This is a genomic window from Mycobacterium sp. pV006, from assembly GCF_041287115.1.
GTDB lineage: Bacteria > Actinomycetota > Actinomycetes > Mycobacteriales > Mycobacteriaceae > Mycobacterium.
On the sequence record NZ_JBGGKT010000006.1, the window covers coordinates 142,305 to 153,368 of the forward strand.

The 11,064-nt window shown below is 68.0% G+C and carries 10 protein-coding genes; 4 read left to right on the forward strand and 6 right to left on the reverse strand.

All coding sequences use genetic code 11. From position 1 onward, the window contains the following. Positions 1-7 precede the first annotated feature (7 nt). A complete protein-coding gene (locus tag ACAG25_RS11715) occupies positions 8-793 on the reverse strand; it encodes a 2-keto-4-pentenoate hydratase (RefSeq protein ID WP_370488606.1) in 786 nt (261 codons plus the stop codon). A 72-nt stretch (positions 794-865) separates the two neighbouring features. Here ACAG25_RS11715 and kstD point away from each other — a divergent pair, with 72 nt between their 5' ends. Together kstD and ACAG25_RS11725 are read left to right on the forward strand one after the other, a co-directional pair. Further along, a complete protein-coding gene (gene kstD, locus ACAG25_RS11720) occupies positions 866-2,548 on the forward strand; it encodes a 3-oxosteroid 1-dehydrogenase (protein WP_370488608.1) in 1,683 nt (560 codons plus the stop codon). A 2-nt stretch (positions 2,549-2,550) separates the two neighbouring features. Continuing rightward, complete coding sequence (locus ACAG25_RS11725) at positions 2,551-3,411, forward strand: MaoC/PaaZ C-terminal domain-containing protein (protein ID WP_370488610.1); 861 nt, start codon at positions 2,551-2,553, stop codon at positions 3,409-3,411. Here ACAG25_RS11725 and ACAG25_RS11730 read toward each other — a convergent pair. The 4 genes from ACAG25_RS11730 to ACAG25_RS11745 form a co-directional block, all read right to left on the reverse strand. Continuing rightward, positions 3,350-4,042: a helix-turn-helix domain-containing protein gene (locus tag ACAG25_RS11730; protein ID WP_370488613.1), complete on the reverse strand. Its 693-nt coding sequence runs from the start codon at positions 4,040-4,042 to the stop codon at positions 3,350-3,352. The genes ACAG25_RS11725 and ACAG25_RS11730 overlap by 62 nt on opposite strands. After that, complete coding sequence (locus tag ACAG25_RS11735) at positions 4,017-4,934, reverse strand: SDR family NAD(P)-dependent oxidoreductase (protein WP_370488614.1); 918 nt, start codon at positions 4,932-4,934, stop codon at positions 4,017-4,019. The genes ACAG25_RS11730 and ACAG25_RS11735 overlap by 26 nt, the downstream gene beginning before the upstream one ends. A gap of 53 nt (positions 4,935-4,987) precedes the next feature. Continuing rightward, positions 4,988-5,458: a hypothetical protein gene (locus ACAG25_RS11740; protein ID WP_370488615.1), complete on the reverse strand. Its 471-nt coding sequence runs from the start codon at positions 5,456-5,458 to the stop codon at positions 4,988-4,990. Positions 5,459-5,565: 107 nt separating this feature from the next. Beyond that, on the reverse strand, positions 5,566-6,993 hold the full coding sequence (locus ACAG25_RS11745; RefSeq protein WP_370488616.1) for a hypothetical protein: 1,428 nt from the start codon (positions 6,991-6,993) through the stop codon (positions 5,566-5,568). A 384-nt stretch (positions 6,994-7,377) separates the two neighbouring features. Between ACAG25_RS11745 and ACAG25_RS11750 the strand changes: the two genes are divergently transcribed. Then, the gene (locus ACAG25_RS11750) at positions 7,378-8,313 is read left to right on the forward strand and encodes an MPT63 family protein (RefSeq protein ID WP_370488617.1); all 936 of its coding nucleotides are present in this window, start codon (positions 7,378-7,380) and stop codon (positions 8,311-8,313) included. Positions 8,314-8,347: 34 nt separating this feature from the next. Here ACAG25_RS11750 and ACAG25_RS11755 read toward each other — a convergent pair whose 3' ends face one another. Then, positions 8,348-9,055: a hypothetical protein gene (locus ACAG25_RS11755; RefSeq protein ID WP_370488618.1), complete on the reverse strand. Its 708-nt coding sequence runs from the start codon at positions 9,053-9,055 to the stop codon at positions 8,348-8,350. A gap of 129 nt (positions 9,056-9,184) precedes the next feature. On the opposite strand from ACAG25_RS11755, the gene asnB reads away from it, so the two are divergent. Beyond that, complete coding sequence (gene asnB / locus ACAG25_RS11760; RefSeq protein ID WP_370488619.1) at positions 9,185-11,050, forward strand: asparagine synthase (glutamine-hydrolyzing); 1,866 nt, start codon at positions 9,185-9,187, stop codon at positions 11,048-11,050. Positions 11,051-11,064: the final 14 nt, after the last annotated feature.

The window sequence follows — 11,064 nt, forward strand, 5'->3', positions numbered from 1 at the left end:
ACCCCTACTACTCGAAACTCAGTCGTACTGAACCTAAACCGCTGAAGTCCGCGACGAAATGGCTCCCCGGAGGTGCATCTATCGCACGGGTGCAGGACCCGGGCAGCACGATGTCACCGGCCTTCAATCGCACCCCGAAGCTGTCGACCTTGCGGGCCAGCCACGCCACCGCGGTGACCGGGTTGCCCAGCACTGCATCGCTGCGCCCCTCGGCCACCACCTCGCCGTTGTTGGTCAGCACCGCGTCGATGCCTTTGATATCGATGTCCTTCGGCGACACCCGAGCCTCACCGAGCACCCAACCCGCCGATGAGGCGTTGTCGGCGATCGTGTCACACAGCTTGATCTGCCAGTTGGTGATGCGGGTGTCGATGAGCTCGATGGCCGGCACGAACGCGGCCGTCGCGGCCAGCACGTCGTCCTCTGTGCAGCCCGCACCGGGCAGGTCGTCGGCGAGGATGAACCCGACCTCGACCTCCACCCGGGGATAGAGGTATTTGGCGGAACGGACGGGCACGTCCTCGTAGACCTGCATGTCGTCGAGCAGATGGCCGTAGTCGGGCTCGTCGACGCCCATCATCTTCTGCATCGCCTCACTGGACAGTCCCACCTTGTGCCCCACGACGCGGGCGCCCTCGGCGACCTTCTGGCGAATGTTGATCAGCTGGATCTCGTAGGCGTCGACAACATCGATGTCGGGGTGGGCGTCGGTCAGCGGACTGATGGGAACCTGGCTGCGTTCGGCCTGGGCCAGGTCTGCGGCGAGCTTCTCGCGCACCTCATCGGACAACATCTGGTGAAGTCCCTTCGTTTCGTCGACCGGCGCAGTTGTGGGTCGGCCGGGCAATTCTATAACGTGTTCTACATGTCGGAGCAGGAGTATGACGTCGTCGTGGTCGGCAGCGGTGCCGCGGGTATGGTCGCGGCCCTGACCGCCGCCCACCAGGGCCTCTCGACGATAGTCGTTGAGAAGGCCCCGCACTACGGTGGTTCCACTGCGCGGTCAGGTGGCGGTGTGTGGATCCCGAACAACGAGGTGCTCGCGCGCGACGGCGTCAACGACACCCGCGAGGCCGCGCGCACCTATCTGCACGCGATCATCGGCGACGTGGTGCCGGCCGAGAAGATCGACACCTACCTCGACCGCGGCCCCGAAATGCTGTCCTTCGTCCTGAAGAACTCGCCGCTGAAGCTGTGCTGGGTGCCGAACTATTCCGATTACTACCCGGAGACGCCCGGCGGTAAGGCCAGTGGGCGCTCGGTCGAGCCGAAACCGTTCGACGCGAACAAGCTCGGCGCCGACCTGGCCGGGCTGGAGCCGCCGTACGGCAAGGTGCCGATGAACATGGTGGTGATGCAGCAGGACTACGTCCGGCTCAACCAGCTCAAGCGGCATCCGCGCGGGCTGCTGCGCAGCCTGAAGGTCGGCGCTCGCACGGTGTGGGCGAACGCCACCCGCAAGAATCTGGTGGGCATGGGTCGCGCGCTGATCGCCCCGCTGCGTATCGCGCTGCGCGATGCCGGTGTGCCGGTGCGCCTCAACACCGCGCTGACCGACCTGTATGTCGAAGACGGAGTGGTGCGCGGGATCTACGTCAAGGACACCACCGCAGGTGAAGCCGCCGAACCGCAACTGATCCGGGCCCGGCGTGGCGTGATCCTGGGCAGCGGCGGGTTCGAACACAACGAGCAGATGCGGGTGAAGTACCAGCGCGCACCCATCACCACCGAGTGGACCGTCGGCGCGGTGGCCAACACCGGCGACGGCATCCTGGCCGCCGAAAAGCTCGGCGCGGCACTCGATGTCATGGAAGACGCCTGGTGGGGTCCCACGGTCCCATTGGTCGGAGCTCCGTGGTTCGCGCTGTCGGAGCGCAACTCCCCCGGGTCGATCATCGTGAACATGAACGGCAAGCGGTTCATGAACGAGTCAATGCCGTATGTGGAGGCGTGCCACCACATGTACGGCGGCCAGTACGGGCAGGGGCCCGGACCCGGCGAGAACATCCCGGCCTGGCTGGTGTTCGACCAGCAGTATCGCGACCGTTACATCTTCGCGGGACTGCAACCGGGACAGCGCATCCCGAAGAAGTGGCTGGAATCCGGCGTGATCGTCACCGCTTCGACTCTCGACGAACTGGCCGAGAAGACCGGGTTGCCCGCCGACGCGTTCAAGGCCACGGTGACCCGATTCAACGGGTTTGCCCGCTCGGGTGTCGATGAGGATTTCAAGCGCGGCCAGAGCGCTTATGACCGCTACTACGGCGATCCCACCAACAAGCCGAACCCGAACCTCGGAGAGATCAGCCACGCGCCGTTCTACGCGGCCAAGTTGGTTCCCGGCGACCTGGGCACCAAGGGGGGCATCGTCACCGACGTGCACGGCCGGGCACTGCGCGACGACGGCTCGGTGATCGAAGGGCTCTACGCCGCAGGTAATGTCAGTGCCCCGGTGATGGGTCACACCTATCCCGGCCCGGGCGGCACCATCGGCCCGGCGATGACCTTCGGTTATCTGGCAGCGCTCCATCTGGCAGGAAAGGCGTAACCTTGCCCATCAATCTCGACGAGGCGCTCGGCGCCGAACTCGACCCGGTCGAATTCTCCTGGACCAGCAGCGACATCCAGCTCTACCACCTGGGCCTCGGTGCCGGGCACGACCCGATGGACAAGCGCGAACTGCGCTACCTGACCGACGACACTCCGCAGGTGCTGCCGACGTTCGGCAACGTCGCGGCCAGCTTCCACATGACCGAGCCGCCGTCGGTCAAGTTCCCGGGCATCGACATCGAGCTGAGCAAGGTGCTGCACGCCAGCGAGGCCGTGACGGTGCCGGGTCCGATCCCTCCGTCGGGATCCGGCACCGCAGTCACGAAGTTCACCGAGATCTGGGACAAGGGCAAGGCCGCGGTCATCTGGTCGGAGACCACGGTGACCGACCCCGCAGGCACGCTGCTGTGGACGCAGAAGCGCTCGATCTTCGCGCGTGGCGAGGGCGGCTTCGGCGGCGACCGCGGCCCTTCCGGCTCGTCGGAGGCGCCCGACCGTACACCTGACCTGGAGCTGACCGTGCCGACGTCACCGCAGCAGGCACTGCTCTACCGGTTGTGCGGCGACCGCAACCCCCTGCACTCCGATCCGGATTTTGCTGCCGCGGCAGGGTTTCCGCGTCCGATCCTGCACGGGTTGTGCACCTACGGGATGACGTGCAAGGCGCTGGTGGACAACCTGCTCGACGGCGACGTCACCCGGTTGAAGTCCTACGGAGCACGGATGGCCGGTGTGGTGTTCCCCGGCGAGACACTGCGCGTGAGCGTCTGGAAGCAGGACGACGCCTACACGGCCACCGTCACCGCACCGGAGCGGGACAACGCCGTCGCACTGGCCGGCGTGGAGTTCGTTCCGGCCTGATCAGCGCGGTGACCGCGAGGTGGGCGGCAGGTAGGTCCAGCACCTGGATCCGCCCGCAGGCCCGTGGTGTGCGGACCGCGCGGAAGACCGTCATCTCGCCCGCGCCCTCGGTGAACAGTTCGTTCGCGTACTGTCCGCCGGGCGGCCCCTCGCGTTCGGCCGGCGGGAACGCCTGGTCCAGTTCGGCCATCGCGGTGTCGTACCATTCCAGCGAATCCTCTTGTGTGACATGGCCGGTGACGGCCACCACCGTGCGCGCAGGAACCGACCGCAACTCGACCGGAAAGTCGGCCGAATCGGGGCGTAGCAGACGACGCAGGGAGACCACGGCGGCGCGGGTCCGATCCAGCTGGTCTTCCAGGCGTTGCAGATGACCGGTGATCACCTCGGCTCGATATTGTGGATCATCGTTGGCCAGAACGGCTTTGACTTCGGCTAGGGGAACGTCGAGCGCCCGCAACTGTCGGATCACCTGCGCGGTGGGGATCTGCTCGGGACTGTAGTACCGGTACGCGGTGAACGGATCAACGGTGTCGGGTTCGAGCAGCCCCAGTTCGTGATAGCGACGCAACGTCCGCACGCTCAGTCGCGTCACCGTGGCGAACTCACCGATGGACAGGCCGGATCGCAATGCCGGGCTCCTTCTCTTCGAGGTCGCCGCTCGGGTGCGGAAAGTCCGCGCTGCGGGACAGTGTCTCGTTGCGCCGCAGATCTGCCAACGTGCGCTCGAGCGCCGAGGTGGCGACGTCGAACCCCTCGCTGCCCAGCACCAGTCGCTGCGGCGGAGGATCCTGGGTCATCGCCGCCAGCACGGCACGCGCTCCGCGGCGGGGGTCGCCCGGTTGGGCTCCGTCCTGGGTCACCATGGCGGCCCGCACCTGAGTCAGCAGCTCGCGGTACTCGACGACGGACTCGGTGATCGGCTCGTCGGCGAAGCCGGCGTAAGTGTTGGTGCGAAATGCGCCGGGCTCGACCGTCAGGACACGGATTCCGAACGGCGCGACTTCTTCTCGCAGCACCTCCGTGAGACCTTCGATCGCGAACTTCGTTGCGCTGTAATAACCGAATCCGACGGTGCCGCTCAGACCCGCCACCGACGACACGTTGACGACCCACCCCGCACCACGCGCACGCATGCCCGGCAGCGCCGCACGCAGGACGGCGACGACGGCGAAGAAGTTCAGATCGAACATCGCCCGGATGTCCGACCCGGCCATGCCCTCGACAGAGCCGTACCAGCCGCGGCCGGCGTTGTTGACCAGGACGTCGATGCCGCCGAAGTCTTGTGCCGCCGACACCGCCGCGCGCACCTGCGCGGCATCCGTGACGTCCAACGGCACCACCAGGACCCGATCACCGAAGGCCCGGGCCCACGTGATCAGCTCACCCGGTCGACGGCTCGTGAGCACCACCCTGTCCCCCGCCTCCAGCGCTGCCTCGGCGAACGCCATGCCGAACCCGCCCGGGGTGCCGCCGGTAATGAACCAGTTCCGCACCCGGATGTTGTCTCTCTCCGAAGTCATGTCCCGAGGGTGCGGTCTCCCCCAGGGAGAGAGTCAAGAGTTGAAGTCCAGGACTATTTGCACAGCTCGGCGACACGTGCCGCCGTCGTCTGGGCGTTGTTCATGCGCTCGTTCTGCGCCGGGTCCTCGCTGCGAGCACCGGCGAGTTGGCCCATACCGATCTCGGTGAGGTCATCGGCGAAGGAACGCACGGCCTCGGTCAAGTCGTCGGATTCGGCGTTCTCGATCTGCCAGAGCAGATACTGTCCGCCACCGAGTGTGGCCAGGCGCGCATTGGCGGCCACCGCCTGTACGGCGACGTCATCGGGGCCGAGATCGGCGTTGGTCTGCAGGGAGACGGCCTGGCGCACGGTCTCGAACGCCGAGCAGATCCGGCCCTTGTCGATCGGTTCGGCGGCACTCGATCCGGCGGGGGAACGCAGCAGACCCCAGACTGCGAGCACCGCGGCGATCACGGCGACCACCAGGGCGGCGGGAGCGATCCAGGCGGGCGCAGGACGTGACGACCTCAGTGTCTCGGGCATTCGGCGATCATAGCCGGGAGGACCCCCGGCACCGACGGGCACGAACGACGACCGGGTACGGCGCCTGCGCGGCGGTCCGTACCCGGTCGTGTTGGTCGTTCTATCCGTCAGCTGTCGCTGTCGTTGCTCTCGCTGCTGCTGCTCGCACTGGTGTCATTGTCGGCCGGATCAGGTGTTCCGTTGGCGCCGTCGGATGCACCGCGGCCGCCCTCGCCACCCCAGCCGCCCTCGGCCTTGTCCTCGTCGTTGGCGGTGGCGTTGCCGCCGTTGCCGCCGTTGCCGCCGCGGTTGAGCAGCCCGCCGCGACCGCCGTCGCCGCCCCAGCCGCCGCCGGCAGCGAGATCGGCTTCTTTCCCGTCCTTGACCTCGGGATCGCCACCGTCGGCGTCGCCGCCGTGGCCACCGTTACCGCCGCGGCCGTTGAACAGCACGTCTCCACCCCAGCCGCCGTCGCCGCCATATGCGGTGCCGTTCTGACTGGTGCCGTCACCGCCGTCACCACCGTTGCCGGCGTCGCCGTTGCGGCTGCCGCCGCCGTCGCCGCCGAAGCCACCCTCGGCGTACGCGTCCTGGCCGCCGCTGGCCGCGCCACCGGTGCCGCCGTCGCCGCCCCTACCGGTGAAGCCGCCGTGGCCGCCGTGGCCGCCGTCGCCGCCCAGAGCTTCCTCGCCATCGGCGTTGGCGGTCGAGGTGCCACCGTTGCCGCCCTTGCCGCCGTTGCCGCGCAGGCCGTTGGTGTTACCACCGTCGCCGCCACGACCGAAGGAGACGCTGCGGTTGAAGTAGCCGTACGCGCTGCCGTTGACCGACGAGGCGTTTCCGCCATCGCCGCCGTTACCGCCGTTACCGAAGTAGCCGCCCTGGCCGCCGCGACCGCCGTTGCCGGCGTAGGCGTTGTTGGCCAGCGACTCGTCGACGTCCGTGGTGGCCGGGTCGTCGGTCTTGTTCACGGTGTTGTGGTCGTTGCCACCCTTGCCGCCGTTGCCGCCGTTGCCGATCCAGCCGGCCTTGCCGCCGTTGCCGCCGTTGGTGGCCGCCGTACGGGCGCCCGTGCTTGCGTTGTAGACGGCGTCGCGGCCGTCGCCGCCGTCGCCGCCGTTACCGAAGAAGTGGCCGGCATTGCCGCCGTGGCCGCCGTTCTTGCCCTTGCCGCCGTTACCGCCCAGGAGGCCGGCGTTGCCGCCGTTGCAGGCCGCGCCGGTGCAGTCGTCGGCGGCGTCGATCCCGTTTCCGATCAGCCAGCCACCGGTACCGAACATCGGGCGCAGGGTCGGCGTTGCCGCCGCCGCGTTGAGAGTGTTCGCCGGCGCCTGGGCGGCCTGCTTCTTGGCTCCGTCACCGCCGGTCCCCCACCACAGCAGGGTCTCGTTGGACACCAGCGCAACGTCGTAGGTGCGCGGTTGCGGGGAGTCGTCGACCCCGACCAGCGCGAGGGTGCCGAGACCGGCCATGGCCGCGCCGGTGACGCCGGCGGTCAGGTAGGTCTTGATGGCAAGACCGCGTTGACCTTTGCGGGCCTTGGAATGCTTGGGCATGGTGGGTGACTCCCGTAGTCGTGAAACGTGCAGTAGATGCGGCGTCATGCGCGTGACGCCTGACGGTACTTCACCGCACCTGGTTGGCGCTCAGAATCTATGAGTTTGCTGGCGATGCTGTCAAGTGCTTCCCCGACGCGCCCCGAGCGCGGTCGCGCGGACCGTCGAAGCGCAGTGTACCTGGTCGATTCTGTGGTCGAGTCGCCTTTTCTTCCGCAGGATTTCAGCCCTCGCCGGTAGATGTACGACGCTTTGCCCAGCGCGAACCGGCTGCGAATCCGCAGGTCGGCTGGTGCGAGGCGCTTCGCGGGACGACGCGACCTGCTATTTTGCTCCGGGGGAAACAACCTCGCTGCTCGATTGAACGAAACCAGGAGGAACATAGTGAGAATCAAGCCCACATGGGCTGCCGCCGCTGCTGCCGGCGCCGCCGCCGTGGCATTCGCCGGGGCACCGCTGGCCGGCGCCGACGCCGAGGTCAAGCACCTCGGCCAGCCAGGTGAGGTCGTCAACGGCGCTGTCGTTCAGCACTGGACGGTCACCAATCTGAAGCCCAGCTCAGACACCATCCCGTATCAGCCGGTCGGGACGCTCTGGGAAGCCACCGCCACAGACGAGGCGATCTCCGGCGCCGTCACCCCGATCGTGTCGAACCTCAACGCTCGCGCCCGTAACGGCGAGACCTACCGTGTGCTCTTCGGAGTCGCCACCCAGCAGGGCGTCAACCCGTCGACCATCCCGCAGGGCCAGAAGACCTCGGGCAAGATCTATTTCGACGTCACCGGCGCTGAACCGGACAGCGTCGTCTACAACGACGGCCGCGCCGACCTGGTCGTCTGGGTGCAACCGCCGCCCGCACCGGCAAGCAGTGGATCGGGCGCGTCGGCCCCTGCCCGCACCGCTCCCGCACCGGCCGCCACCGAGGGGACCGAGTCCTCTGAGGCTGCGGATTCGGCCGCGGCGCCCGCCGAGGCAACTCCCGCGGCTCCGGGCCCCGAGGCGGTTCCGGCAGGTAGCTCGGGCATCCCGCTGCCCGAAGGTAGCTCCGGTACCCCGCTGCCCGAGGGCAGCTCCGGCACCCCGCTTCCCGAGGGTGCGGCACCGGCGCCCGCCGCTGCAGCGAGCCCGGCCCCGGTCCCCGCGGCCGCTGCTCCGGCACCCGCCGCCGCGGCGCCGGCCCCTGCTGCTCCGGCGTCCGCCGGCAGCGCCGGCACCCCGTTGCCCGAGGGCAGCACGGGAACGCCGTTGCCGGACGGCGCAGCACCTGTGCCCCACGGCTCCGCGCCGGGCACCAGCGTGGTCCCTGCCCCGCCGGCCTGACCCGTCACGCACTCCTGGCCGGTCACGCGGCCGGTCAGGAGTGTGACGACCACCAGCTGTAGAGCTGGACCATGTTGGGCCCCTGCGGTCCCGAGTGGATCTCACTGAGCAGCTGATCTGCCGTCGTGGTCCAGGCGACCGTCGGCCTGCTCTGTTGGAAGCCGCATACCAGCGTGCCTGCTTCCTGGTCCGGGGTGGCGTTGCGCCGCCATGGTCCCGGCGACTGGATGTTGCCCGGACAGTTCACCACCGACGAGGTCGCGATGACTTCCTCGAACATGTCTGCAAGTCCGTCGTCGTCGCGGGCCAGCGTGTAGGTGGCGGTCAAGGGTCCGCCCGGATCGGTGTTCTCCGTGCAACTCACCTGTGCCAGAGCACCTTTCGGCGGCACCACCGGCGTGCAGGCGCCTTGGGGATAGCCGCGCGGCAACAGGTTCAGGAGCCGTTCCTGCAAATCTTCCTCCGGTGGCTTCGAAGTGACACCGGGGCTGTCGGCCACAGCGGCCTCCGGTTGTTCCGACGAGGGCCAGAACGACCACGCGAGTACCCCGAGCGCCACGACCGCGACGGTCGCCGCTCCGATCAGTACGACGGGACGGCGGTCCCGTTGCAGCGGACGGGGTGTCACCGACAGCGGTGCGTCATAAGGTCCGCCGGGGCGGTCGGCTGCTGCGGCCCGCACCCGGTCGACATGCAGCGGACCGGTGTCGTCGTCGGAGGGCGGTGGCTCGGAGGAGCTCATCTGGCCAAGCGTAGTAGGCGGGTCCGAGCCGACAGAAGATTGGTATTACACGGCGCGTTCCGGCAAACCTTGACACAATCTGTGCCCATACGCCTCGAGTGAGAGGTCCCGGCCCTGGGGGGGCTAGCGGTGTGTGGCATTTGCGGCATATGGAACACCGATGATCGGTCGTGCGATCCGGCGCGGCTGCGCCGCATGTCGGATGCGATCTACCACCGTGGCCCCGACGCCCAAGGGCGCTTCGAACAGCCGGGACTCGCGATGGGAATGCGCCGGCTGGCCATCATCGACCTCGCGGGCGGAGATCAACCGATCTTCAACGAGGACGGCTCGGTGGCCGTGGTGTTCAACGGAGAGATCTACAACTTCGGTGCACTCCGCGCCGAGCTCGAGCGGTTCGGCCATCGCTTCGCGACCCGCTGTGACACCGAGGTCCTCGTTCACGGTTACGAGCAGTGGGGCGATGACGTGCTGCACAGGCTCGTGGGGATGTTCGCGCTCGCCCTCTGGGACGCCAACCGCCGACGACTTCTGCTGGCGCGCGACCGTTTCGGCAAGAAGCCGCTGTATTACGCCCACCTCGGGAAGGAGGTGGTGTTCGGCTCGGAAGTCAAGGCAGTCCTGGCCGCCGGGGTGTCCGCCGACGTTGACGACACCGCGTTGGAGCAGTACCTGGCGCTGCGCTACGTCCCGAGTCCACGCACGCTTTTCCGCGATGTCCACCAACTCCCGGCGGGGCACAAGATGGTCCTGGACAGGTCCGGGACCACGATCGACCGCTGGTGGCGGCTGAACTACGCACCGAAGGCCGCGATCACTCTGAGAGAAGCGGCAGACGAGGTCGAGACCCTGATGCGCAGCGCAGTCGGTCTGCGTCTGGTCAGTGACGTCCCGCTGGGCTGCTTTCTGTCCGGGGGGCTCGACAGCAGCACCGTGCTGTCGTTCATGTCCGAGCTGATGGACGAACCGGTGCGCACCTTCTCGATCGGGTTCGACGAAGGTTGGGCCGGCGACGAGCTCGCGGCAGCCCGATCCACCGCACAGGCGTTCCACACCCGTCACCACGAGACCCGGATGGGACCGGCCGAGTTCCTCGCCCTGATGCCGACGGCGGTCTGGCACCGAGACGAACCACTGGCCGAACCTTCGGAGATCCCCCTGCTGGCGTTGTCGCGCATGGCCGCCGAACACGTCACGGTGGTTCTCTCTGGTGAAGGCGGTGACGAATTGTTCGGCGGCTACCCCAAGTACCGCGTCGATGCCCTGCTCGCCGCCGCCGGGCGACCGGTCCGTGCGACGTTCGGCGAACAACGTCTGCGGCAGCTGGCGAACTGGCACCGGCTACCGCGGCGGGGCCGAATGGCGGTCAATGCGCTGGCCACCGACGCGCCCGGTCGGCGGTGGCCCGCATGGTTCGGCTCCGACCCCTCGGCAGGTCTGACATCCGATGGTCTGCGCCCCCTGGACGATCTGTTCTCCGACCTCGACGCCGACCTGGATCCTCTCGATCGCATGTTGGCGCTCGATGTGGAGAGCTACCTCGTCGACAACCTCTTGGTCCGCGGGGACAAGATGACGATGGCGGCGTCGATCGAGGGACGGATGCCGCTGCTCGATCACCGACTGGCGGAGTTCGCGGCACGGCTACCCGTGCAACTCAAAGCCTCCCCGCGGCACGCGAAGTTGGTGGTGCGCGAGGTGGCACACCGACGAGTTCCCGCAGATCTACTATCCCGCAAGAAGGTCGGCTTCACCGTGCCCATCTGCTCCTGGTTCCGCGGCAGCTTGGGAACCGCGCTGGACCGGCTGACCTCGGGCCCCGAAGCGCGCCGCGACGCGCTGGTCGATCCGGTACGGGTACGACGTGCGCTCGACCTCCACCGCAGCGGACGCTATGACTTCGGCAAGGAACTCTGGAGTCTGCTGACCCTCGAGGTGTGGGCGCGAATCTTCCTCGACGGACGCGATCCGCAGAGCATCACGCTGCCGGCATGAGGACAGATCGTCCG

What these genes read in the sequence shown, in the direction of transcription:
- ACAG25_RS11715 (WP_370488606.1), bottom strand. Translation starts at nt 793, where the DNA reads ATGTTGTCCGATGAGGTGCGCGAGAAGCTCGCCGCAGACCTGGCCCAG.
- ACAG25_RS11755 (WP_370488618.1), bottom strand. Translation starts at nt 9,055, where the DNA reads ATGAGCTCCTCCGAGCCACCGCCCTCCGACGACGACACCGGTCCGCTG.
- kstD (WP_370488608.1), top strand. Translation starts at nt 866, where the DNA reads ATGTCGGAGCAGGAGTATGACGTCGTCGTGGTCGGCAGCGGTGCCGCG.
- ACAG25_RS11735 (WP_370488614.1), bottom strand. Translation starts at nt 4,934, where the DNA reads ATGACTTCGGAGAGAGACAACATCCGGGTGCGGAACTGGTTCATTACC.
- ACAG25_RS11740 (WP_370488615.1), bottom strand. Translation starts at nt 5,458, where the DNA reads ATGCCCGAGACACTGAGGTCGTCACGTCCTGCGCCCGCCTGGATCGCT.
- ACAG25_RS11745 (WP_370488616.1), bottom strand. Translation starts at nt 6,993, where the DNA reads ATGCCCAAGCATTCCAAGGCCCGCAAAGGTCAACGCGGTCTTGCCATC.